The sequence below is a fragment of the Myxococcus eversor genome (assembly GCF_010894455.1).
Taxonomy (GTDB): domain Bacteria; phylum Myxococcota; class Myxococcia; order Myxococcales; family Myxococcaceae; genus Myxococcus; species Myxococcus eversor.
This window is the reverse complement of sequence record NZ_JAAIXY010000019.1, coordinates 111,105-134,451: the sequence shown is the minus strand read 5'-3', so window position 1 is coordinate 134,451 and position 23,347 is coordinate 111,105. Positions and strand designations below refer to the sequence as shown.

The 23,347-nt window shown below is 69.0% G+C and carries 22 protein-coding genes; 12 read left to right on the top strand and 10 right to left on the bottom strand.

Translation table 11 applies throughout. From position 1 onward, the window contains the following. The first annotated feature begins 2 nt into the window (after nucleotides 1-2). Nucleotides 3-686: a macro domain-containing protein gene (locus G4D83_RS32915; RefSeq protein WP_163868834.1), complete on the top strand. Its 684-nt coding sequence runs from the start codon at nucleotides 3-5 to the stop codon at nucleotides 684-686. A gap of 15 nt (nucleotides 687-701) precedes the next feature. On the opposite strand, the gene G4D83_RS32910 is transcribed toward G4D83_RS32915, so the two are convergent. Next, nucleotides 702-1,445, bottom strand: coding sequence for a LytR/AlgR family response regulator transcription factor (locus G4D83_RS32910; RefSeq protein ID WP_163868833.1), 744 nt, complete (start codon nucleotides 1,443-1,445; stop codon nucleotides 702-704). Continuing rightward, the gene (locus G4D83_RS32905) at nucleotides 1,411-2,535 is read right to left on the bottom strand and encodes a sensor histidine kinase (RefSeq protein WP_163868832.1); all 1,125 of its coding nucleotides are present in this window, start codon (nucleotides 2,533-2,535) and stop codon (nucleotides 1,411-1,413) included. Before G4D83_RS32905 ends, G4D83_RS32910 begins: the two co-directional genes overlap by 35 nt. A gap of 196 nt (nucleotides 2,536-2,731) precedes the next feature. Here G4D83_RS32905 and G4D83_RS32900 point away from each other — a divergent pair, with 196 nt between their 5' ends. The 4 genes from G4D83_RS32900 to G4D83_RS32885 all read left to right on the top strand — a co-directional run bounded on the left by G4D83_RS32900 (nucleotide 2,732) and on the right by G4D83_RS32885 (nucleotide 7,194). Then, complete coding sequence (locus G4D83_RS32900) at nucleotides 2,732-3,634, top strand: FAM151A/B family protein (protein ID WP_163868831.1); 903 nt, start codon at nucleotides 2,732-2,734, stop codon at nucleotides 3,632-3,634. A 15-nt stretch (nucleotides 3,635-3,649) separates the two neighbouring features. Next, nucleotides 3,650-4,177, top strand: a complete 528-nt coding sequence (locus G4D83_RS32895; RefSeq protein WP_163868830.1) for a hypothetical protein — start codon at nucleotides 3,650-3,652, stop codon at nucleotides 4,175-4,177. A 276-nt stretch (nucleotides 4,178-4,453) separates the two neighbouring features. Next, complete coding sequence (locus G4D83_RS32890) at nucleotides 4,454-5,104, top strand: NlpC/P60 family protein (RefSeq protein ID WP_163868829.1); 651 nt, start codon at nucleotides 4,454-4,456, stop codon at nucleotides 5,102-5,104. A 74-nt stretch (nucleotides 5,105-5,178) separates the two neighbouring features. Continuing rightward, nucleotides 5,179-7,194: a hypothetical protein gene (locus tag G4D83_RS32885; protein WP_205522777.1), complete on the top strand. Its 2,016-nt coding sequence runs from the start codon at nucleotides 5,179-5,181 to the stop codon at nucleotides 7,192-7,194. Nucleotides 7,195-7,212: 18 nt separating this feature from the next. On the opposite strand, the gene G4D83_RS32880 is transcribed toward G4D83_RS32885, so the two are convergent. Beyond that, on the bottom strand, nucleotides 7,213-8,433 hold the full coding sequence (locus tag G4D83_RS32880) for a sensor histidine kinase (protein ID WP_240356846.1): 1,221 nt from the start codon (nucleotides 8,431-8,433) through the stop codon (nucleotides 7,213-7,215). Further along, complete coding sequence (locus G4D83_RS32875) at nucleotides 8,417-9,091, bottom strand: response regulator transcription factor (protein ID WP_163868828.1); 675 nt, start codon at nucleotides 9,089-9,091, stop codon at nucleotides 8,417-8,419. Before G4D83_RS32875 ends, G4D83_RS32880 begins: the two co-directional genes overlap by 17 nt. Before the next feature lie 148 nt (nucleotides 9,092-9,239). Between G4D83_RS32875 and G4D83_RS32870 the strand changes: the two genes are divergently transcribed. Continuing rightward, a complete protein-coding gene (locus G4D83_RS32870; RefSeq protein ID WP_163868827.1) occupies nucleotides 9,240-10,019 on the top strand; it encodes an alpha/beta hydrolase in 780 nt (259 codons plus the stop codon). Here G4D83_RS32870 and G4D83_RS32865 read toward each other — a convergent pair. Then, the gene (locus tag G4D83_RS32865; RefSeq protein WP_163868826.1) at nucleotides 10,006-10,386 is read right to left on the bottom strand and encodes a type II toxin-antitoxin system PemK/MazF family toxin; all 381 of its coding nucleotides are present in this window, start codon (nucleotides 10,384-10,386) and stop codon (nucleotides 10,006-10,008) included. The genes G4D83_RS32870 and G4D83_RS32865 overlap by 14 nt on opposite strands. 40 nt (nucleotides 10,387-10,426) lie before the next feature. Beyond that, a complete protein-coding gene (locus G4D83_RS32860) occupies nucleotides 10,427-11,887 on the bottom strand; it encodes a hypothetical protein (protein WP_163868825.1) in 1,461 nt (486 codons plus the stop codon). A gap of 308 nt (nucleotides 11,888-12,195) precedes the next feature. On the opposite strand from G4D83_RS32860, the gene G4D83_RS32855 reads away from it, so the two are divergent. Then, nucleotides 12,196-13,632: a tectonin domain-containing protein gene (locus G4D83_RS32855; protein ID WP_163868824.1), complete on the top strand. Its 1,437-nt coding sequence runs from the start codon at nucleotides 12,196-12,198 to the stop codon at nucleotides 13,630-13,632. A 92-nt stretch (nucleotides 13,633-13,724) separates the two neighbouring features. Further along, the gene (locus G4D83_RS32850) at nucleotides 13,725-14,471 is read left to right on the top strand and encodes a hypothetical protein (protein WP_163868823.1); all 747 of its coding nucleotides are present in this window, start codon (nucleotides 13,725-13,727) and stop codon (nucleotides 14,469-14,471) included. Nucleotides 14,472-14,587: 116 nt separating this feature from the next. Here the strand turns inward: G4D83_RS32850 and G4D83_RS32845 are convergent, their stop codons facing one another. After that, complete coding sequence (locus G4D83_RS32845) at nucleotides 14,588-14,971, bottom strand: VOC family protein (protein WP_163868822.1); 384 nt, start codon at nucleotides 14,969-14,971, stop codon at nucleotides 14,588-14,590. Nucleotides 14,972-15,176: 205 nt separating this feature from the next. Here G4D83_RS32845 and G4D83_RS32840 point away from each other — a divergent pair, with 205 nt between their 5' ends. Beyond that, nucleotides 15,177-16,034 (top strand): hypothetical protein, encoded by an 858-nt coding sequence (locus tag G4D83_RS32840; protein ID WP_163868821.1) that lies wholly within the window; start codon nucleotides 15,177-15,179, stop codon nucleotides 16,032-16,034. Nucleotides 16,035-16,049: 15 nt separating this feature from the next. Here the strand turns inward: G4D83_RS32840 and G4D83_RS32835 are convergent, their stop codons facing one another. Next, nucleotides 16,050-16,619, bottom strand: a complete 570-nt coding sequence (locus tag G4D83_RS32835) for a cysteine hydrolase family protein (RefSeq protein ID WP_163868820.1) — start codon at nucleotides 16,617-16,619, stop codon at nucleotides 16,050-16,052. A 110-nt stretch (nucleotides 16,620-16,729) separates the two neighbouring features. On the opposite strand from G4D83_RS32835, the gene G4D83_RS32830 reads away from it, so the two are divergent. Next, complete coding sequence (locus G4D83_RS32830; RefSeq protein WP_163868819.1) at nucleotides 16,730-17,713, top strand: GlxA family transcriptional regulator; 984 nt, start codon at nucleotides 16,730-16,732, stop codon at nucleotides 17,711-17,713. 77 nt (nucleotides 17,714-17,790) lie between these two features. Here the strand turns inward: G4D83_RS32830 and G4D83_RS32825 are convergent, their stop codons facing one another. Then, nucleotides 17,791-18,825: a PH domain-containing protein gene (locus tag G4D83_RS32825; RefSeq protein ID WP_163868818.1), complete on the bottom strand. Its 1,035-nt coding sequence runs from the start codon at nucleotides 18,823-18,825 to the stop codon at nucleotides 17,791-17,793. A gap of 260 nt (nucleotides 18,826-19,085) precedes the next feature. Between G4D83_RS32825 and G4D83_RS32820 the strand changes: the two genes are divergently transcribed. After that, nucleotides 19,086-20,120 (top strand): M91 family zinc metallopeptidase, encoded by a 1,035-nt coding sequence (locus tag G4D83_RS32820; protein WP_163868817.1) that lies wholly within the window; start codon nucleotides 19,086-19,088, stop codon nucleotides 20,118-20,120. 42 nt (nucleotides 20,121-20,162) lie between these two features. On the opposite strand, the gene G4D83_RS32815 is transcribed toward G4D83_RS32820, so the two are convergent. After that, entirely contained in the window at nucleotides 20,163-22,049 is a 1,887-nt protein-coding gene (locus tag G4D83_RS32815) for a hybrid sensor histidine kinase/response regulator (protein WP_163868816.1), read from the bottom strand. Nucleotides 22,050-22,449: 400 nt separating this feature from the next. Here G4D83_RS32815 and G4D83_RS32810 point away from each other — a divergent pair, with 400 nt between their 5' ends. After that, nucleotides 22,450-23,247, top strand: a complete 798-nt coding sequence (locus G4D83_RS32810) for a GNAT family N-acetyltransferase (RefSeq protein WP_163868815.1) — start codon at nucleotides 22,450-22,452, stop codon at nucleotides 23,245-23,247. Nucleotides 23,248-23,347 lie beyond the last annotated feature (100 nt).

Sequence of the window (23,347 nt, the reverse complement as noted above, 5' to 3'; positions counted from 1 at the left end):
GCATGCGCTTGTCGAACGTGGTGTTGAAGGGCCCTGACGTGGGCCCGAGGTTGTCGTCTGTCGAAGTCGCGCAGGGCAGTCTGGTGAACGGGCGGGAGCGGGTGCTCGTCAATGCGTCCAACACGAATGGTCAGCTCGGCTCGGGTGTCTCCGGTGCCATCCGCCGGGCGTGTGGCGTGGGTTTCCAGGAGCACATCCTCGCCGCGCTGAACGCGCGCTTCGGTGGGCCCATGGCGCCGGGCGAGGTGCTGGTGACGGAGGCGGGCGCGCACCCCACCGCGCAGTGGGTGGCCCATGTCGCGGTGATGGACTACCGCGAGGGCATCCACGGTGGCTCGTTCCCGGACGTGCAGCGCATCCGCGACGCATGCGTGCGGTTGTGGGCGGCGCTGGAGCAGGTGGAGGAAGACGACCTCTCGGTGGCCATGGTGGCGCTGGGGGCTGGTACCGGAGGACTCTCGCTGCGCGAGTCGGTGGAGCTGGCGTGCTCCACGCTGAGCGAGCACCTGCGCACGCACGAGCACTCGCGGCTCGGGCGGGTGGTCTTCTACGGCTACAACCTGCCGGAGTACATCGCCACCGTGGACGTCGTCTCGCGCCACTTCGCGCTGCCGGAAGGCTCGGTGTCGAGGGAGGTGCTGGACTTCGTGGAGCGCAGTCGCGAGCAGGAGCGGCAAGGCAGGTAGCCGCCTTCGCCCGCGCTAGCCGAACCGCTCGCGCAGCGCCGACGCGTGGCTCCGGCTGAGTGGCAGCGGGGCCTCCAGCCCGCGCAGGTAGACGTCGCCGCCTCCGCCCAGGCCCCGGTCCACGCGCTCGACGAAGGTGAGGTTGACCAGCGCGGAGCGGTGGATGCGCGCGAAGGTCCGCTCCGGCAAGCGCAGCTCCCACTCCTTCAAGGGGCGCGGCGACAGCGTGCACTGGCCGTCCGCGGTGACGAGCTCCACGTAGTCGCCCGCGCCGCGAAGGCAGACGAGGTGCTCCACCCGCACGAAGCGCGACTTCGCGCCGTTCTCCAGGAACAGCACGTCCGCCTCGGTGAGCTTCGGACGGGTGGGGCCCTGTGTGGGCGCGGGCTTGCCCTGCTCCCGTGCCACGAGTTTCTCCACGGCCCGCGCCAGCCGGTCCGGATGCACCGGCTTGAGCAGGTAGTCGAGCGCGTTGACCTCGAACGCCCGCAGCGCATGCGTGTCGTGGGCCGTGACGAAAATCACCTGGAACGGCCGCTCGGGCAGGCGGGCGAGCAGCTCGAAGCCGCCCTCTCCGGGCATCTGCACGTCGAGGAACAGCAGCTCCGGCCGCAGCTCCTCGATTCGCGCCAGCGCGGACGTCACGCTGTCCGCCTCGCCCACGACTTTCACGTGGGGAGACGCTGACAGCATCTCACGCAGCTCGACTCGGGCGAGTCGCTCGTCATCCACGAGCAAGGCGCGCAGGGGCTGTGTCATGCGATTCCTCGGCGAGTATCGGGGTCCATTCCATGGCGGGAAGCTCGACGGCGATGTGGACCCAGCCGTCCGACTCCGACGTCTCCAGCTTCGCGCGCTCCGCGAAGAGCTGGGCCAGCCGCTCGCGCACGTTGCGCAGGCCGGTGCCCGTGCCCTGGGGTCCCAGCTCGCGTGCCTCGGGGGCCCACGTGCCGGTGTTGTCCACCTGGATGCGCAGCACGTCCTTCACCCGCGTCACCTGTACACGCACGCGCACTGGCAGGACGCCAGAGGCCATGCCGTGCTTCACCGCGTTGTCCACCAGCGGCTGGATGAGGAACGCGGGCACGGTGAGCTGCTCGGTGCCGGGCTCCACGGAGAGGCTCGCGTCCAGCTTCTCCTCGAAGCGCACCGACTCGATGCTCAGGTAGCTGCGCACCATGGACAGCTCCTCCTCCAGCGGGACATGCGGGGAGTCCCCCTTCTGGAGCGAGAAGCGCAGGAAGTCCGCCATCTCCGTCACCATGCGCTTCGCACGGGCCGGGTCCTCCCCGATGAGGGCGCGCACGGAGGTGAGCGCGTTGAACAGGAAGTGCGGATGCATCTGGTGCCGCAGGGACGCGAGCCGCGCCTCCTGCGCGAGGGTGTCCGCTCGCAGGGCGCGCTCGCGCTCCTCCTGCCAGGCGCGGGCGTGCTTGATTCCGAAGTAGAGCCCGCTCCAGCCCAGCAGGGTGATTCCGTACTCCAGCGAGAGCCGGGGAATCGACATCTGGTGCCGCTGCCAGTCGTAGGTGGGGTAGAGCCAGATGGCCCACAGCTCGCCCAGCACCGCCCAGAGGGCTCCGAACGCCGCGCTGATGACCATGGCCCAGAGCGTCTGCCGTCGGAAGGTGCCCGGGAAGAGCGGCCGGTAGGCCAGCCGCATGACACTGGTGAGCGCCAGCCCGTACAGCGCGCGGTGCGCCTTGGGCACCACCAGGTGCAGCGCGCCGCCATCCACGCCCGCGGTGATGGCCGGATAGAAGGTGATGATGAGCAGGAGGGCGTAGAGCCCCCAGCCCCCGAGCTGCAACGTCCAGAAGGCCGGAGCGGGAGCCGGGCGGTGTTTCATGCGGAGCAACCTACCAGAGTGGGATCCATCACCAGGGGAAGGGTAGGGGCGCCCGGTTGCCCCTCCGTTCCCTCCTCTGTGAAGGCCCCCCGGGAGACGGTGAGCGGTGCCCTGCGCCTGTGAGCCGCGGGGTGTGGCCCTCGCCGAAGCACCTTTTTCCACCATTCCCCGACAATTGAGAATCGGAGGTCGCACCATGCCTTTTGAGCACGGCGGTCGGATTGGTCCCAGGGTCGTCCCGCTGCTCCCCAAGCCGCAGCCACAGCCTCCGGTGGCCGAGGCGAAGGCGACCGCTCCGTCGACCGCGCCCAAGGGTCATTCCCAGACGGACAGCTTCCAGGCGAACACCGTCAGCGCGAAGTCCGCCGAGTCCTCGACTCCGGTGGACACCACCTGGTCCAAGGGCCAGCCGCTCTCCGAGGCGCGCAACGCGCATCGCACCAACACGAAGGAGGAGTTCGAGGCCGCGTTGAACAGCGGCGCGAACTGGTTCGAGGGGGATATCCGGAAGGAGATCAACAACGACACCCCGGAGATGCGCCACGACAAGGGCCACGAGGATGGAGACAACCTCACGCTCAACGAGTGGCTGACGATGGGCAAGGCGTCCGGGCGCGGCCTCAAGCTCGACATCAAGGAGGGCGACCAGATTCCGGCCGTCCTCGACGAACTGGAGAAGGTGGGCATCTCCGAGGACAAGCTGATGCTCAACCTCGGCTTCGGGGACATGCAGAAGTACGGCGCCGAGATTCGCGCGCGCTTCCCCAATGCCATCCTCGCCATCAACCCGCCCACCGAGGGACAGGTGAAGGGGGCGGATGCGCGGAAGATGGTCGACCTGGCGAAGGAGCTGGGCGGGCCCGTCACCTTCGTGGTGCGTCACGACAAGCTGACTGACGACGCCATCAAGACCTTCCTGCCCGCCGGCACCGTCTCGGTGTGGGGCGAGTCGAAGGACCCGGTGAAGGCCGCCGAGGACCTCAAGGCCCGAGGCGTCAACGGGATGGTCGACATCGCGGGGCCCCATGGGAACAACTGGGGTGACGCGGCCAGCGCGGTGAAGAACTGGTTCAAGACCGGCTGGGACAAGGTGTTCTAGTCAAGGAAGCCCTGCATGCGTTCGCAGCACGTATTCGCGGCCATGGTCCTGTTGTCCATGGCCGCGCGCGCCGATGAGCCCAAGCTCTTTCAGAAGGAGGCCAGGCTCTCCTTCGAGAAGTCGATCTCCAGCGCGCTGAAGGACGCCAACACCGCGTGCGGCACCCGGCTCAAGGTCAAGACCAACTTCAACTGGTTCAATCCCAAGGATTGGGATGGGGTGGGCTACGAGGACTCCTGCAAGGAGGTGCTTCTTGGCATCGCGACCACGTGCGCCCGCCCCGAGAACAAGAAGGCCCTCGCCAGGAAGGTGACCGGCGTGGCGTGCCTGTTCACATGGAACGTCTCGGAAATGGCGCTCTACGGTGCCCTCAACCCCGAGCACCCCGACAACAAGCAGAAGTTAGGCACCAACGACACCCCACCGCGCAACGTCTCGCTCTCGAAGGGCCTGCTCATGTACGAGATGCACAAGGGCGACAAGGCCATCGCGGACGAGACCCGGACCGTCCTCGAGGAGGCGCTGAAAGCCGGTTCCCGGTAGGACCGATTCCAGGCGGTGTCTCCGCTCGGTCGGAGGGCCTCTTCGCTCAATGAGATAGCCGGCCCGCGTCGAGGGAACGCGCGGACGAGGAGCGGTGTCAAAGCCGCCCGCGTTTCCGTTTCGCGGGAGCCGCGCCGGACATGTGTCGCTTTGTGTCGCCTCCGCAGGGCGTGCAACGCTCCGGTCATGTCCTTCAATCGCAAGGGGTTCGGCGCGAGCTCGCGTGGGTTCGTCTCGCGGTGGGCTCTGACTTCATGGCTGGGATTGAGCTTCTGCATGCTCGCCCTGCCCGGCGCCGTGCGTGCCCAGGCGGAGTCGACTCGAACGTCCGGCGCCAACTTCAGCCGGGAGCGCTTCGTGCTCGCCGCGCGAGAGGTGTTGGGTGTGCCCTATGTGCTGGGCGGGCGCCTGCGTGAGGGCGGCGCGGGGCTCGATTGCCAGGGCGTGTTGTTCTACGCCGCCGAGCGCGTGGGAAGCTGTGGCTGGAAGTCGTTCTCCGTGCTTCCCACTGTGGCGGTGCCCTCGGCGGAGCTGGGCGCTTCGGTGTCGGGCTTGTCGCCCGTGGCCTCCACTTCGCTCGACGTGACGCGGCTGGTGCCCGGTGACGTGCTGTGGCTGGTGGGGTTCGACGCCAATCCGGCCGAGCCCTCCATCGGCGAGCTCTCGGGTCGCCCTGTCTGGGTCTGGCATACCGGGCTCTACAGCGGAAACGGACGATGGATTGTCGGTGACCACTTCGCGGGTGAGGTGGTGGAGGTGGACCTGGTGGCCTATTTGAAGGAACACGCGGACACCTACTCCGGCCTGGTCGTGACTCGGATGGAGCAGGGCCCTCGTCCCGGCCGTTGTCGCCAACATGCGCCCATGCGGAAGCCAAGCCCAGCGCCACGTGAAGACTCTCGTCGGATGCGCGACGGCGGCTCCTGATTGCCTCCCTGGATGGACGGTGGGAGTTGTCCTCGGGTAAGTCGTTCCCAGGGTGTCACCGCGGGAGCGTGTGCGTGCGAATCAAGGGGCTGACGGGGCTGGCGGTCCGCATCGAGTTCAAGAACGCACCGAGGAAGGAAGCAGCCTGGCTGCGAAGCCAGCCCCAGGGACAGACGCTCTCCTCCGCTCAGCTCCTCGAAACGCTGAAGCAGCGCCCCCTGTTCGACCTGGGGGGGCTCGGCAGCCCCTTCGAGCTCGCCTGTGTCGTGGCCGACGCCGATGCTCCGGAGCTGCGCGCGCTCCTGGAAGCGCTCCTCGACCTCGCGGTGGAGAAAGGCGGGCGTGGGGAGCTGGCGAGCTTCGCGCTCGACGGTGAGGTGCGGTGCTGGCTCTGGGAAGACAACAAGCGCGCGCTGTCCGCGCGTCACTCCGAACCGCGCGTGAAGACAGACTTCGTCCTGTTGCAGAAGCACCGCCGGGAAGCGGCGCTGGCCTATGTCCCGCCCCGGAAGGACACGCTGCGCTGTGCGTGTGGCGTGCCCGTCGAACCCGAAGCGGTGGTCTGCGCGAGCTGCGAGTGTGACTTCACCACCCCCATCGGCATCGAGGTGCGGCCGGAGGACCCGGAGCGCCTTCGGCCGATGCGCGCCCGGCTGATGGAGCTGAAGATTCCGCTGCCCGAGGGCGACCTCTTCGTGGCGAGGGTGCTCCGGCCGCGCAACGCGTTCGAGGCGCTGACGTACGAAGCCTTGATGCCTGGCGTGGGCCTCCAACCCTTGAGCCGTCGCGAGATGAAGCGCCGCGTCGAACTGCTGTCCGAGTTGGAGCGATGGCCGGTGCGCTACCGCCTCCCCGGACAGACAGGAGAGTGGCGCTTCACCTCGTGGTGCTCGGGCACGGTGCGTCAGGCCCGGCCTTCCGCGAGGAAGGTCCTGGAGCGACTGGCGAAGGAACAGGGCGACCGGTTCGAGGAGATCAAGGCCGTGTCCCTCGAGGAGTCGGGCTGGCGGGCCGCGGGTGAGGTCAGCGGCAGCTCGCTGTTCGACTTCGCGAGTGACGCCGAGGTCGTCGCGCATACCCTGGACTTCATCCAGCGCTTCGATGGTGACCGGGTGGAGCTGGCCGCCGAGTATCTGGTGGGCCTCCAGCGCCTGGCGCCGGACCTGCTCACCGCGAAGGAGCGCAAGCGGTGCGAGCAGTACCTCGACGAGTGCGCAGTTCGCTTCGGTACCGGCTTCTGGGACTACTTGAAGCGGCGGGGTCTGAAGGCGAAGTCGAGCGCCCACGCGCTCGCGGCGGTGCTGAAGGAAGCCGGAGACCCGGACGCGGAGGACACGACGCCGCGTACGCTCAAGGACCTGTCGCGAGGGGCGGTGGAGTGGCTGGCGGACGGCCGTCGGCCCGAGGTGGAGGACGTGAAGGCGGACTGGCTCGTGCGGGAACTGGAGGCCCTGAAGCGCTCGAAGGCCCTCCCGAAGATTCTGCTCCAGCGCGCGGAGGAGGCTCGGCGTTTCCCCGCGCCGTTCGGGCTCACCGGCGCGCTGTACTGGGACGTCCAACCCGCGCCAATCTCCGAAGAGGACCTGAAGGCCCGGGCCGCATGCCCCGAGTGCAACCGTCGGGTGCAGCCGACGAAGGTGTTCCACATCCCATCGCTCGACGCCGATACGGAGGCGCGCACCCTCCGGCTCTATGAGTGCGAGCCGTGTGACAGGGCCCTGCTGTTCGCCCGCGCCGTGAAGCAGGCCCGCTCGACGCGAGCCCGTGCGCGCGCCGTCCACGAGCACAAGGACGCCAACGCGCTGGGGCGGCCGCTGCCCACGGGCTTCGTGAAGTGGCGCCATGCGCGCTTCGTGTCCCGGCGGCTCCAGGACAAACCGCTCGCACTCCAGCTTCAGGGGCTGCCGCGCGTGTCGGAGGCGGAGGACTCCGACATGGACCTTCGCTGTGGCCACCCCTTCGTCCGGATTCGCATCCATGCGCACCAGTTGGACCTCCAGCCCGGCTTCGGCGGGGGCGTCGTCATGGGCCAGCTCTGCATGACGCCGGGATGCAAGAAGCCGGACGTCAGGACCGCCCGCGACGACTGACGACTCGGCGCGCGGCCGTCACGTTCCGTGCGGCCCCACGGGAGGCCAGGAGAGTTGTACCCGCGTCCCGTGCGGCTCCTCGGGACGGATGGACAAGTCCCAGGAGAACCGACGCGCCAGCCGCTCCACGAGCGACAATCCGACGCCGAAGCCCGCGTGCTCGGGTTGTACCTGTCCGAAGCCAACGCCCGTGTCGCGGATGCTCCAGCTCCCGGGAGCCACCTGGATGACGATGCGGCCCTGGCTCGTGTAATCGAGCGCGTTCTTGATGAGGTTGCCCAGCATCACCCGCGCCACGGCCCCCGGGAGTGGCGCGAGGACCTCGTCCGAGGCCTCGATGACCAGCTCCACGCCGTCGTGCCGGTGACGGTCTCCATACAGCGCGGCCATCTCGCGGGTGATGCCCACCAGCTCGCACGTCTCGTCGGAGCGGCCCGCGCGGGCCAGCCAGAGGATTCCCTCGGTCAGCAGGCCCATGTGGCGCACCGCCTGGCGCAGTCGCTCGAAGGTCTCCCCGTCCGACGGCGGGTCCAGCTCCAGTATCTCCACCGCGCCCTGGGCCACGGCCAGGGGCGTGCGCAGCTCGTGGCTCGCATCGCGGTTGAAGGCGCGCTCTCGCTCCAGCAGCTCCTGGATGCGGAGGTCCCGGGCACGCAGGGCCGCCGCGAGCATGTGCACCTCGGCGATTCCGCCGTCTTCTTCCGGGCGCGGAGTCACGTCCGCCCGCACCCGTGACACGAGCTGCTCCAGGGGACGGCTGAGCCGCCTCGCGACGAAACGGGAGAGCAGCGCGGCGCCCAGCAGGGCCAGCAGGGCGCTGGTCACCAGCAGTCCGGCCGTCCGTTGGAGATGGCGGGTGGTGCTCGTCAGCGCCGTGGTGTCGAAGACCACGTAGCGCGTGGGCCCTCGGGCCGCGTCCGGGCGCACCGCGACATGGAAGTGCCCATGCCCCCGCGTGAAGACCTCCCGCTCGCTCCGTGGAGCGTCCTCCGGCAGCGACTCCCGGAGCCACGGAGGCAGGCTGGCGTGGCCCACGTAGGTCGTCATTCCGGACGGGACGATGCTCGGTTCATCCGGGTGTCGGTCCGCCTCGGTGGCCACGAGCCGGTCGAAGATGGCGTCCTCGAGGTCGTAGCTGAAGGCGGTGAAGAAGGCTCCCATCAGGGCGAGCGCGAGCGCCGCGGAAAGCGCCATGGCGCCCAGGAGGAGGCCTCGGACCGACCTAGTCTTGGGGCGCATCCAGGCTGTAGCCCTCGTTGCGCCGCGTGGTGATGGAGGGACTCATTCCCAGCTCCGCGAGCGCGCCTCGCAGGGCATAGACATGGGTGCGCAGCGCGCTCGACTCCGGTGCTTCGTCTCCCCAGAGCTGGTGGGCCAGCTTCTCCGTGGAGACGGGCTTGGGCGCGGCCTCCATGAGCAGCTTCAGGATGATGGCCTCCGTCCTGTTGAGGCGCACGGTGCGCTCGCCCAGCCGGGTGAAGCCGGTGTCCGGCTCCAGGGTGAGCTGCCCCACAATCAACCGTCGTCCGCTCGAAGGAACGGGGCGCCGCGCCAGGACTTCCAGGCGCAGGCGCAGCTCCCGAAGGGAGAACGGCTTCACGAGGTAGTCATCCGCGCCCGCGCGAAAGCCCGCCTCCTTGTCATCGAGCGTGTCCCTCGCGGTCAGCATCAGGATGGGCACCAGCCGGGGCGCGAGCTCCCGGTAGCGCTGACACAGTTCGATTCCGTCCAGGCCCGGCAACATCAGGTCGAGGACGATGACGTCGTACTCATGGCCCAGCGCGAGCGTGAGTCCCTGCGGCCCGGTGGTGGCGAAGTCCAACTGGAAGTCCGCGCCCAGGAACCGGGCGATGTTCGCCTGGAGGTCGCGGTTGTCTTCGACGATGAGCACTCGCATGGGGATGCCCGGGCGGGCAGGGGGCCTTGGAAGGAGAGGGCCGCAGGTTATCAGTCGCCGCGTCAACCGGAGGTCAACCGCGCGTTGACGCGGGGCTGACGTCGGAAATCGCAAGGTGGCGGGACCTCTCACTCCGAGGAATCCCGACATGACTCGCCTGCTCTCGCTGTGCCTGCTGCTGCTGTCCGCCTCCCTGGCCCACGCCGCCGACCCGGTGGCGCCGCTGGAGGTCCGCGGCGCGGATGGAGAACGCATCCCCACCGTGGTGCTGGAGCCCGAGGGCGGCGCGGCGAACCCGCCGGTGGCCGTCCTCCTGCACGGCCTCACCCGCAAGAAGGAGGACTGGCTGTCGGACGCGGCCCCTACGCATGGCGGAGTGCTGAAGGACACGCTGCTGCGGGCCGGGTATCGGGTCTATCTCCTGGATGCGCGACGACATGGGGAGCGGGCGACCCCCGACGCGAAGCCCGGTGCGCTCGCCAAGCAGGCTCACCGGGGCGAGCCCGGGCCGTATGTGGCGATGATCGCCGACACCGTCAAGGACGCCCACGCGCTGCTCACCGCCGTGTTGGTGAAGGGCAAGCCGCCTCGGGTGCTCGTCGGCGGGTACAGCATGGGCGCCCAGGTGGCGCTGCTGCTCGCGGCGCGTGAGCCTCGTGTCACCCATCTCGTCACGATGGTGCCGCCCCACATCGACCCGACGATGGAGGAGGTGGCCCCCGTGCGGCACATGGCGCGGATTCAACAGGACTGGCTGCTGCTGACGGCGAACCAGGATGACTTCGCTCCCGTCGCGGACAGCAAGGCGCTGTTCGACGCGGCCCCGTCTCGCCGCAAGACGCACAAGACCTTCGACAGTGGCCATGCGCTCCCGCGCGAGTACCTGGATGAAGTGAGCCGCTGGCTGCAGCGGGTCAGCGGCCGTTGAAGAACGCGGCCTGTTGAAAGCGCAGGCCCGCGAGGACCTGCTCCACCCGTTGCGCGGAGAGCGTGCCGATGAACTCTCCCAGCCGGGTCTTCTCCACGGAGGACACCTGGGAGACGACGATGACGCTGTGCCGGGGCAGGTCGCCTTCGCCCTCGTCGAGGAGCACGTTGCCCGGCTCGTTCGCGCGCTTCAGGTTGGACGTCAGCGCGCAGACCACCACGGTGTGGATGCGAGAGTGGTTGAGGACATCCTCCTGAACCACCAGGTGGGGATGCACGATGGGGGGAATCGACCCTCGCGCTTCATCGGACTCCATCCAGTAGAGGTCGCCTCGGTGGAGGGGCCGCGGGGTCCGGGGCTCTTGCATGGGGTCCTTGTATCCCTCGCGGTGGAGCGATGTCCCCGCTTCAGTACAGGCGTGCGAGCAGGGCGTTCAGCTCGCCCGTGAGCTTCGGGGACTTGAGCGCGCTCTTGAGAATCCGGGCGAGGGGCTCGCGTTCGTCGGGCGTCGCGGCACTCAGTCGAGGTGCCCACTGTGTGCCCAGCTCCTCGGCGAGCTTCCTCTGCGGACCGGGGTGCGTGAGCAGCCAGGCACGCAGCTCCGTGACGAGCGCCGAGTCGGGGACTGTCGGCGCGGGCTTCACCTCGACGCCCGGCTGGGTTCGTCCGTTCAAGACGGCGTCGAGGTGGTCCCATGCATCGAGCAGACTCCAGGCCCCCTGCGTCCCCGCGCCGGTGTGAGCGCACAGCGTCAACACACGCTCCACGTTGCTCTCCGTCCGGTCCGACAGCGCGAGCGCCGCAGCACGCGCGAGGATGCGACCGCGTCCCTCGGGAGTCGCGAAGTCGAGGGCGCGCTCCGTCCACCCTTCCCGAGAGACCAGGTGAAGCAGCTCCCGCGAGCCACGCGTTCCCTGGTGCAACGCATCCATCGCGGAGCGGAGCCCCTCGCCGCCTGTCGTCCGCCCGCCAGCGCGTTCCAGGGCCCAGCCCATGACCTTTCCGCGTTCCGTTTCGTCGAGACGCGCCGCGAGCTGCCCCGGACCCGGGTAGTCCCAAGGCCAGGCCACGCCCTGGGCCAACAGGTCGAAGGGAATGCCAGGGCGTCCCTTGCGCCGGTCCTGCCGCACGCCCTCCAGGACTCGCTGGAGCAGCGCGGTGTCGCGCGTGCCGCTCGCGACGCGGCGCCAGTCGACATCGAGCGTCTCCCAGCGGAGTGCGCCCCTGGCGACGCGTGCCTCTGCCGCCGCGAGCGCCAGGGCCTGCTGGGCCTCGAAGGACTCCGTGTTGGAGCGGGAAGGGGGCATCGCTTGTTCGAGCACCTCACGCGGAAGGCTCCGCCACCGGGCCTCGAGGTCCTGAAGCCTCGCGGCGAGCCAGGAGTGGACGTCAGGCGAGGCGAGCGGCAGCGGCTCGGTGGGGCCCACCGGTTGGGTGCAGACGAGGTCCTGGTGATACTGGCCGACGCTCGGGCCGTTCGCGCCCACGAAGCGGGCATCGAGCGCCCACGCGGGTTCGAGGTCGCGCTCCGTGGTGAACAACATCCACTGCTCCGCGCCGGACACGCCGTTGAGCTCCGCCAGCTCCAGGTGGCGGTCATGCTCGTCGAGCAGCCGCACATCGCTCAGCAGGCGCAGCCCTGGGAGTGTCTCGCCGTCAGCGGACTCCACGGGAGAGACCCATACGATTCCGCGTGCTTCGAGCAGCTCGCGCAGGTCACCGCTCAGCTCGAACCCGCGTCGCCAGAACGCGGCCTCGTAACGTTCGAGCAGCTCGCGCGAGAGGGGCTCCACGCCATGGAGTGCGCGGAGACCCGCCTGTGTCTGGCGCTCGCTCCACGCATCCCACAGCTCGACGATTCGCGACATGGTGCGCTCTCTCCGGGTTCACCGTGGAGCGATGTCCCGCGTGCCCCAGGCACGGAGCTTCGCCGCCGCTGCCTCCGGTGGCCACGGTGAAGTGGGCGGCGGGAAGCACATGTGGTCAATCGGGGGGGCCATCACCGGGTCTCGTCGCGCTGACACGTCAACGGACACGTCAAGAACCCGCGGGGCGACTCCTGACACACCCGACGCGCGCTTCAGCCAGGCCCCGCTGCCCTGGAGTGGGTACTGGCCTGGTTGTTGCTCTCGCGCCGTGCGCAGCCATTGCTTCCCCCGAAAGCGATACACCCCCCATGAAATCCGCTCTGAAATTCGCGAACCTCGCGGCCCTGTGTCTGGGCTTGATGTCCGTCACCGCCAGCCCCCCGGCCGGTGCGCAGCCCCTCCCCGCGATTGCCCAGGTCCCGCCGAGCCCCCCTCCCGCGCTCCCCGCCGGCACCAAGGTGACCTGTACCCAGGGCCCCGGCACGGGGGCCGCTTCAGCCACCTGCCCGGTGCTCAAGTACGACGGCTACACGTACTGGGCGCTCAGCTATGGCGACAACCGCATCGGCATGGTCATCGCCGCATATGACGCCGCGGGCGCGCTCGCGGCGCAGTGGGAGAAGCCGGGTGCGCGGTATGTGTATGGCATCACCGTGAACCCCGCGAACAAGACGGTGACGTTCGCCGGGCAGACGGACGCGAAGATAACGATGACCTGGGACGAGCTGGTACCGCCCCCCGTGGTCGTCCAGGTTCCTCCCGCGCCGACGCCCGCGATTCCCCCGGGGATGAAGGTGACGTGCACGCAGGGGCCCGGCACCGGGGCCGCCGCCGCCACGTGCCCCGTCATCAAGTGGAAGGGCTACACCGTCTGGGCCTACAGCTACACGGACAACCGCGTGAGCATGGGCATCGTCGCCTACGACTCCCTGGGCAGGATGGTGGCGCAGTGGGAGAAGCCGGGTGCGCGGTATGTGTATGGCATCACCGTGAACACCTCGGACAAGACGGTGACGTTCGCCGGGCAGACGGACGCGAAAATCACCATGAAGTGGAGCGACTTGCTGGCGGCTCCGGCGCCGCAGTGGGTGCTCCAGCCGGGGCCCCAGGGCGCGACGCTCAAGCAGATTTCGGTGGGGAGCGCGAACGCGGTCTGGGGACTCGACACCGCGGGCTTCAACTGGAAGTGGACGGGCGCGGCCTGGCAGAAGATGGGCGGCACGGTGACGAACATCTCCACCGCCTCGGACGGGACGCTGTGGGCCACCAATCCGCCGGACTCGCTGCGCGTGTTGAAGTGGGACGCGACGGGCAACAAGTGGACCTGGAACCTGCCCACGGGCATGAAGCAGGTCACCGCCATCAACGCCAACACGGCCTGGGGCCTGGACAACGGCGGCTCGCTGTTCCGGTGGACGGGCTCCGCGTGGGAGAAGAAGGGCTGCTGCGTCAGCCAGCTCTCCGTCGGCGCGGATGGCGAGCTGTGGGCGACCAACCCCCCGGACGCGAACCGCGTGCTTCGCTGGGATGGCACGAAGTGGACCTGGAACATCCCCGCCGGCATGACGTTCGTCTCCGTGGGCAACGCGAAGAACATCTGGGCGCTGGATGGCTCCGACCAGGTCTACCAGTGGAGTGGGACGGCCTGGCAGAAGGTGCCCGGCGCGCTGCGCAACATCTCCGCCGCGGGGGATGGCTCCGTGTGGGGACTCAACGCGCAGGGCCTCGTCTACAAGTGGCAGTGACGGACGGGTAGGGCGCGTGGACGCGCTTCACGCCCGCGGGAACGGATGGCCGGGCCAGGGGTGTCTCTTCGAGTCACTCCTGGAGGTCCGCCTTGCTGCCCCTCGTGTTGTTGAGCCTGCTGGCCGTGCCTCCCGTGGCGGCGGTGGAGGTCGAGGTCTTCGTCCCGCTGTGTGACAACGCCTTGATTGAGTGTGGCCGTGCACCGGCGGGCGCCCCTCGCGCCCTGGACACGAACCTCTACTGGGGCGCGATGTATGGCGCGGAGCGGTTCCTCTCACGGGCCCCGGGGTTCAAGGTGGTGAGCCGCGAGGCGGGGCCCGTGGACTCCGCGGTGCTGCGCGTGCTCGTCCTGGAGCGGAAGGCCGCGAAGGGAGAGCGGCCCGTGCGGCTGCGGCTCCATGCCTACGCGGGCGACCGGATTGACACCGCGCTGGAGGACTTCCTGCGTGCGGCGGCGGGCGCGAGCCGGGCCGACCTGGTGGTGTGGGCCGGGCATGACCGGCTGATGGACCGCGCGCCTCCCCAGGTGGAGTCGCCGTCGGTGGCCACGCCCAGGCCCGTCGTCGTCCTGGCCTGCATGAGTGAGCAGTACTTCGGCCCGGTGCTGAGGACGTTGGGAGCAAGCCCTGTCGCGCTCACGCGGACGTTGATGGCGCCCGAGGCCTATCTGCTGGAGGCGATGGCCACCACCGTGGCGCGGCACGGGCCCACGGAGGCCACGGCCATGCGCACCGCGCTCGTGGAGGCCTATGCGCGCTACCAACGCATCTCCCACCGCTCCGCCAGCTCGGTGTTCTCCACGCCCGGTCCACCGCCGTCGGGCGTTGCGCCCCGGTGAGGCTCACGACCTCCAGGCGGGCCTGACACCCAGGGCTCGGAGGAGCAGGGCGGTCAGGGCGGCGGGGACCCCGGCGAACGGCGTGGCGCATGCGCCGGGGCCACGGTGGACTCGACTCACCGCTCGCGGAAGAGGGCTTCCATGTTGTTGCCGTCCGGGTCGAACACGAAGGCGGCGTAGTAGCCCGGCGGATAGCCTTGCGCGGTGGAGCGAAGCCCGGGAGGGCCGTTGTCGGTGCCTCCGGACTTCAGCGCGGCCGCATGGAAGGCGTCCACCTCCGCGCGGCTCCGGGCCGCGAAGGCCGTGTGTTGCTTCACGCTGTGCGGATGGAAGCGGTCAATCCAGAAGACAGGATGGTCGACGCCGTAGCCCACCGCATCGCGTCCATCGCTCTCTGGGAGCTGCGCGACGCGATGCATCCCCAAGGCGCTCAGCACCGCATCGTAGAAGACAGCGGAGCGCGCGACGTCCGCGACACCGATACCCGTGTGGTCAATCATGACGCCCAGGCATAACACCCCCGGGACCTTCCCGGTGCCGCGCTCCGTCCCTTGGAGGCCGCGCTGGCGAGTGGCTGTTTCGGGGAGTGGGTATTCCGGCACCCGCAAGGAAGTTTCGATTTGAAGGTATTTCTTGAATTTGAATGTGTTATGCGGGCGCCTCACCTCGTGAGGCAATGAAATGACAAGGCAAGTCCCCGCCGTAATGGCCGCAGCGCTGTGCCTGCTGTTTGTGTCGAGCACGAGCCACGCGCAGCAAGCGGTCTTCACCGATGCATCTGGCAAGATTGAGACCGGCATCTTCTATGGCTCCTCCGCGCGGTCCTCGCACCCCACGCTGACCATTCCCGTCAGCGGCGACTGGGTCGTCATCGGAGGCGGTGGCTACACGGATTGGCAGTCCCACGGAGGATATGGCAGCCACCTGACGGCGTCGTTCCCGGACTCGAACTTCTCGTCGTGGACCGTCTACTCCAAGGACCACATGACGAATGACCCTTGCATCATCTATGGCTACGCCCTGGCCATCCGGGTGCAAGGGCTCACGCGGAATCAGCTCCTTCAGCATGTCCGGATGACTCAGGCCGTCAGCGCCTACGTGAGCTATCCCAACACCATTGCCTTTGTCGACACCGGTTACACCCTGCTCGGCTGTGGCTTCAATGACGTGAGTTTCGGTCTCGGAAACATGGCGGTGGATTCCTATCCCTTCAACAACACGGGCTGCTACGCCGAGGGGAAGGACCACGACGCGGTGAGCCCTGGGACGATGTCCTCATTCGCCATTGGCATCCGGACCTCCCTGCCGGGGGTGGGCAACGTGGTGAACGCGATTCAGAACAGCCTGTCGAGCTACTCGAGCCATCCGCAGGCGAGCGCCTCGGTGCCGTTCGGTTACGCTCTGTCCGGCGGCGGCGCGGATGCCACCTACTACGGCATCGGTCAGCTCCTCTGGAAGAACATGCCGATGGTCAATGGCACCTGGTCCGCGGGCTCCAAGGACCACCTCGTCCTCGACCCTGGCTATGTCCGCGCCTATGCCATCGGCGTGACGGTCCAGTAGGAAGCAGGCTTCGCTTCAGCGCCCGGCTTGGGCCAGGAACTCCGCCGTCGGTACGAGGCGGGCATAGCCCATGCCGAGCGCGGCGAGGAACGCGGCGTGGACGTCCGGCGCGGAGACCTTCTGGCCGTTGAACTCCAGGGCACGGGCCGCGCAGGCATCCGGGAGCACGGTGACGGTGTAGCCCTGGTCCGCGGCCGCGCGCACCGTGGCGTCCACGCACATCAGCGTCATCATCCCGGTGACGACCAGGTGCTTCACGCCCAGCGCCCGCAGGCGCTCCTGAAGGTCCGTCTCCCGGAAGCTGTTGGGGAAGTGCTTGAGCACCACCGCCTCGCCGGGCCGGGGCTCGACGCGGGAATGAATCTGGGCCCCCGGTGTCCCCGGCAGGAAGAACGGGGCGCCCGGCTGCGGCGACTCGTGGCGGACGTGGATGACCGGCACATCCCGCTCGCGGAAGAAGTCGAGCGCCGCCCGGGCCTGGGTGGCCGCCGCGTCGGTGCCGTCCAGCTCGAACCTGCCTCCGGGGAAGTAGTCATTCTGGATGTCGATGAGCAGCAGCGCGGCGTTCTCAAGAGGCTTGTCCATGGGGTTCTCCTCTAGCGGGGGGGCGTCCGTTGTCCCGCTGAATATCCAGACGTCGCTCCCGGCGGCAGTGCTCGGATTGACAAAGTCCGGGCGGAAACCGACAAGCGCGCATGGCCGCCAGGTCCTCGTCACTCCACATCGCGGTGCTGGCCCTGGAGGGCTGCGTGGCCTCCAGCGTGACGGGGCCGCTGGACGTGTTCGCCATGGCGAACCTCCTGAGCCGTGAGCAGGGCCGGAGCGAGCCCTTCACCGCCGAGCTGGTGGCCGCTCGCGCGGGCCCCGTCCGGAGCTTCCACGGCCTGGAGCTCGCCGCCGCGCGGGTGCCGGCCGCCTCCGAACGCTTCGATGTCGTCTTCGTCCCCGCCGTCATCGGCAACCTGGAGGGCAGCGTGGCCGAGCACTCCACGGCTGACTGGCTGGCGGGGCAGCATGCCCGGGGCACCACGCTCGCGGCGGTATGCGCCGGGGCCTTCCTGCTCGCGAAGACGGGCCTCCTGGATGGAAGGGAGGCCACCACCCACTGGGGGCTCGCCCAGGACTTCGTGGCGCGCTATCCGCGCGTGGCGCTCAAGCCAGAGCTGCTCCTGGTGGACCACGGCGACGTACTCACCGCGGGCGGCGTGACGGCCTACCTGGACCTCTGCCTGCACCTGGTGGCGAAGCACGCCTCGCCGGAGCTGGCGGCACTGTGCGCGAAGATGCTCCTGGTGGAGCCGGGTCGCAGGTTCCAGGCGCCCTACGCGGTGCAGGCCATTCCCCGAGGCCACGGAGACGAGGCCGTGCTGCGCGCCCAGGAATGGCTGGAGGCGCACCTCGCCGGCCCGGTGAGCCTGACGGGCGCGGCCGTGGCGGCGAGCCTGGGAGAGCGCACGTTGCTGCGCCGCTTCCGCAAGGCCACCGGCGACACGCCGCTCGATTACGTCCAGCGCCTGCGAATCGAAGCCGCCCGGCACCTCCTGGAGACCACCCCTCGCACCGTGGAGGACATCTCCCAGGCCGTGGGCTACGCGGAGACCACCTCGTTCCGTCGCCGCTTCAAGGCCCGTACGGGCCTGACGCCGGACGCCTACCGGCGGCGCTTCGCCCTGCGCTGAAGGAGCGCTGACGAACGGCCACCTCCGGCTGTCCCACGGAGTCGAGGCTCCACCAGGACAGCCGGGGCGGCGGGCCGCTACTCGATGGACGCGACCTTGTCGTCCTTGTCGAAGGTGACCTTCACCTTGACCAGCTTGCTCTTCCAGTAGGTCCAGACGGTGGAGTTGAACGAGGGCGTCTCATGCGGCGGCGGCGGCCCCCACGCCATGCGCACGGCGGCGCGGGACATGCCCGTCACCACTTCCGACGCGGAGACCTTCTTGCGGTCCTGCTCCGACAGCGTCTGGAGCTTGGGGGCCTGGTCCTCGGGGGCGAACGCGGCCTGGAACAGCGCCCAGGTGTCAGCGCCCGAGCGCTCGTCGTTCTCGAACACGAACTCCTTGCCCGTCTCCACGACCTTGAACTTCACCTTCGAGCCGCCCTTGTCCAGCACCTCCACCCGGGTGTTGAACGGGAGGATGGGGCCCTTGAGGTAGTTCACCCAGGACAGGGTGTCGTTGTCGAAGTGGAAGTTGGCCGTCGCGTGGTGGAAGACCTTCTCCGACGGGGCGGGAGCGGGAGCGGCCACCGGCGCGGGCTCGTCACCGAACGACACCACCTTGCCATCGGCATCGAAGATGACCTCGAACGTGGAGAACTTCGAGCTCCAGTAGGTCCACGTCTTGCTCTCCAGCGACAGCGTCCGGTGCGGCGGCGGCGGGCCCACCGTCAGCAGCACCGCGTCCCGGGACATTCCGCGGGCCAGCTCACCCGCCTTGACCTGCTTCTGCTCCTCCGGCGTGAGCGCGGCGATGCGCGCCGCGGGGTCCTTCGCGGAGAAGAAGGAGGGGAACAGCGCGGAAGCGTCCTTGCCCAGGCTCTTGTGCGAGACGAACTTGAACTCGGCCCCCGAGTCGACCACCCGGCAGCGCACCTCGTCGTCGCTCCGCTTGAGGACCTCCACCTTCGTCCCCACGGGCAGCGACAGGCCCTTGCCGCGATAGTTCACCGCGGAGAGCTGGTTCTTGTTGAGCAGGAGGTTGGCCTGGGAGAACAGCACCTCGGCCTGGGCACTGAGGGTCGTCAGCAGTCCCAGTGCGAGCAGGGTGCTGAGCGCGTTCTTGCGATTCATGCGGTGGATGAGCCTTGGATGAAGGGGGCGTGCTTCTAGGCGGCCCTCATGGTGTTTGCCAGCCTGGAGGGCGCCGCGCCTGATGACGGCAGTCATCAGCCCCTTGTTCACGGTCATCAGCGGAAGCTTCCGGGAGAGCCCCGCGCCCGGTGGAACCTCTTGAAATCAGGTCGCTCCAGGGCCGCGCCCCGCCACGGGGAGGCTGGCACACCGGATGCTCTAGGGAGCCTCGTCACCGACTCCCTCCAGAGGCGATCCCCATGAAGCTCCGCTCCAAGCCGTCTTCCCTCGGTTCCTCCTCCTCTTCCTCCCGCTCCCGCAGCAACAGCGCGCCCCCGAAGCTGGAGACGAGCAAGCCGAAGACGCCGGAGAAGACGCCCGCGAAGACGCCGGAGAAGACGCCGCCGCAGAAGACCGAGTCGGCCGGCGCGCCTTCCCAGCCGCGCCCGTCGCCCACGGAGCTGCAGGACGGCAAGGCCAACCTCAAGCCCACGGACTATGGCGTGGTGCACCCGGACCTCCAGGGAATCCGCACCCGCCGCGACAGCGGCCAGACGGGCGCGGACTTCGCCGACTTCACGCAGGATGCCCGCAACTCCACGCACCGGCTGACGAGCCGGCCCGAGGGCGGCCGGATGATGACGGAGCTCAATGACCGCACGTCCCAGGTGAACCCCGGCGCCATCGGCACCCAGCGCAACCCGCTGACGGTGGCGGACCTCTACTCGGGCCGCGAGGCCTCGATGCCCATGTCGCACTCGCCCCGGCACAACGGCACCCTCGACTCCCTCCGCCCCGCGTACCGCTACGAAGGCCAGCCCGGCACGGGCACGGCCAGCCGCATCAACTACAACGAGAACGACCCGGGCCAGCGCTTCAACAGCCTGGGCCACGAGTCGGTCCACGCCTGGCGCGCGGCCAACGGCGTGCAGGTCAGCCCCCTGGCGGCCAGCAAGCACGCCGACGCGCCTGTCTTCCAGCAGTACCCGTCGCACTCCGCCAACATGAAGGAGACCGTCGAGGACCGCCTGCGCCTGCGCGAGGAGTTCGAGACGGTGGGCCTGAAGCCCACGCCGCACACGCCCGCGGGCTGGGCGCCCACCGAGAACAAGATTCGCGCGGAGCACGGACTGCCGGCCCGCCAGGACTACTCGGGCATGCTGCCGGACGGGAAGAACTCCAACGACGTCAACTTCAACAACTACGACGTGGGCTCGGACAACCGGAACCGGTTCCAGAAGATGCTGGGCACGCCGTCTCCCTTCGGGAAGATTGTCGGCGACCTGGAGGGGTGAGTCACAAGGCCCGGCCCTTCCTGACGAAGGGCCGCGGCCCGGCTAGCGCGGCGCCGAGCTGCGCGCGTGGCGGGGCAGGCGCACGATGAATGTGGTGCCCTGGCCTGCCTCGGACCGCACCTCGATGCGCCCGCCGTGCGCGTCGACAATCGACTTCACAATGAACAGGCCCAGCCCCACGCTGCGCCCCGTCGTGTCCACGGTGCCCGTGCCCCGCTGGAAGGGCTCGAAGAGGGCGGAGAGCTGGTCGGCGGGGATGGGCTCACCCTCGTTGTGCACGCTGAATGTGACGTGTTCGGTATCGCCCCGGGCGACGACGTGGATGGGCCTGTCGGGCGCGCCATACTTGAGGGCATTCGTCACCAGGTTCTGGAGCACCTGGGAGAGCCGGTCTCCGTCCCACAGGCCCAGCCCGTCGCCGCTCATCTCCACCTTCACCCGGGCGGCGGGGTTGGCGGTCTCCACCTCGTCCACCATGGTGCACAAGAGGGAGTGGAGGTCCGTGGGGTTGCACTCAATCCGGATGCCGCCGCCCATCCGGGCCTGCGTGAAGTCCAGCAGCTCGTTCACCATGCGCACCGCGCGAGCCGCGGATGAATGGATGCGCGCCGACGTCTTGCGGACATTCGAATCCAGCCCGTCCTGCTGATTCAGCCGGGCCGCCCCCATCAGGATGGCGGCCAGGGGATTGCGCAGGTCGTGGCTCACGATGCCGATGAGCTGCTGCTCGAACTCCGCCTGCTCCCGCTGTTGCTGGGCCGAGCGCTCGCGCTCCTTCGCCAGCCTCCGCTCCGCGGTGATGTCCTGGAGCAGCGCGACGTAGCCCCCCGCGGGCTGCCCCGCCTCCCGGTGCGCGATGAAGGTGACCCTCACGTCGCGCGTGCCGCCCAACCGGTAGGGCACGTCATGTTGCTCGAACGAGAGGTCTTCTCCCGCCAGCCCTCGCTTCACGTAGGGCCCGAGCACCTCGTACGCGGCCTCCCCGATGACCTTCCGGAGGGACCTGCCCCGGAGGCTGTCCTGGGCGATTCCGAACCAGTCCTCGTACGCCTTGTTGACCCGGCCGTAGGTCTCCTCCGGGGTGACATACGAGACGAGGACGGGAATCGCGTCGAGCAGGATGCGCAGCTCGGCCTCGCTGGCGCGGACCTTCGCGTCGAGGGCCTCGTTGTGTTGCCGCGTCTTGCTCTGTTCGGTGACATCCCGGAAGACGAGCACGACGCCCGTCAGCTCGTTGATGCCCACGCGGATGGGCGCGGCACTGTCCTCGATGGGGACCTCCGAGCCATCCCTGCGCAAGAGCAGCGTGGGCCCGACGAGCCCCTGGGTCGTGCCCCGCGTGAGGACGCGGCCGACGGGGTCCTCCACGAGGGCCCGGGTGGAGGCGTCGATGAGCTTGAAGACGTCCGTCACGGGACGCTGCCGCGCCTGGGCGTCGCTCCAGCCGGTGACTCGCTCGGCCACGGGGTTGAGGAAGGTGATGTGTCCGGCACGGTCCGTGGTGATGACCGCGTCTCCGATGCTGGAGAGCGTCGTGGCCAGATACGCCTCGCGCTCGCGCAGTTGCTGTCCCTGCGCCCGGATGCGCAGGAGGCTGCCCACGCGCGCGAGCAGCTCCGCGTCGTCGTAGGGCTTGGAGACGTAGTCGCTGGCCCCGGCCCGCAGGCCCTCGGTGAAGTCCGCGTGGGCGCCCCGCGCGGAGAGAATCAGGATGGGCAGCGTGACGTCATCGTAGTGCTCGCGCACGTAGCGGCACGCATCCAGTCCAGAGACGCCCGGCAACTGCCAGTCCAGCAGGAGCACGTCGGGAGGGAGGCCCTGGGTGAGCCGCTCGATCATCGCCTCGGCGTCGCGGAAGGTCTCGACCGCGTGGTGTTTCGACAGGAGCGCCCGGGCCCGCTCCAACTGCGTGGGGCTGTCGTCGACCATCCACACCCGCGCAAAGTCCGCCCCGGGCGGGGATGCACTCGCGGAGCGGGAGCCGTGGACAGGTGGGTTCACGATGGGGGAGGGGGACTGGCGCGGCGAGAGAAGAAGCGGCGACTGGGTCGCGTAGCACGTCTGGCAAGGCGCCGTGCCGGCAAGACGTTTCCTGGTGAACTCGTGCACTGACGGTGGGACGTCCCGTCCATCTGGCCACCCTCCGTTCAGGCGCGCCTGAAGTGCCTTCGAGGCGTCTTCCCGTCGCTCGATGATGGGAGCTGAGGTGGCGCCGCGCAACCCGAGTCACCGCCGTCGCGCGAAACGGGCGTGAAGGAGCGCACGATTGTGACAAGCGGCGCCGGAAGCCGATAGACACCGCCGCCCGTCGTGGATGAGGGTGCGCGCCATGCAGCCTTCATCTTCGCCGTCACGCTTGGTGGTGGACGCTCGGCTCGCCCGGCGCCTGGAGCTGGCCCAGGCGGTGCAGAATCGCAGTGCCACGCCGCCCTCCGGTGTCCTCGAAGTCGCCGGAGGCCTGGCCCTCTTCAACGGTCCGGACTCGCCCCTCACCCAGGCGGTCGCGCTGGGACTGGAAGGGCCCGTCAGCGCCGAGGACCTGGACCGGGTGGAGTCCCATCTGGGCCAGGCTGGCGGCCTGCTCCAGATTGACCTGTTGCCCTTCGCCCATCCCACGCTGGCCCAGGGGCTGGCGCAGCGGGGCTATCAGGTGGGCGAGTTCCAGCAGGTGCTCGTGCGCGCGTTGCCGGGAAGTCCCACGCCGCCGACAGTCGCGGAGATTCGTCCCCTCCGTGATGGAGAGGCGGAGGCCTTCTCGCGCACGGTGGCCCGGGGCTTCCTCGGACGCGAGGAGGTGTCGGACGCGGAGGCCTCACTCATGATGGGCACGGCGACGATGCCAGGCACCACCTGCTTCCTCGCGCTGGTGGACGGAGAGCCAGCGGGCGGCGGCACCGTGGCCCTGCATGACGGCGTGGCGACGTTGTCGGGAACGTCGGTGCGCGAGCGCTTCCGTGGCAGGGGACTGCAGCAGGAGTTGATTTCAGCGCGACTGGCGTGGGCCATTCGCCAGGGAGGCATGTTGGCGTCGAGCAGCACCCTGCCGGCCAGCGGGTCCCAGCGGAACATGGAGCGCCTGGGGTTCTCCATCGCGTACCCCAAGGTGGTGATGGTTCGGGTTCGGTGAAAGCCCGTGAAAACGAGTCGAGCAGGTGAGGGTGGGAACGGGACCTGCTCCAGGCGGCTGGCGGGGAGACACCCGCCCGGGAGTAGGATTGTCGGCACCG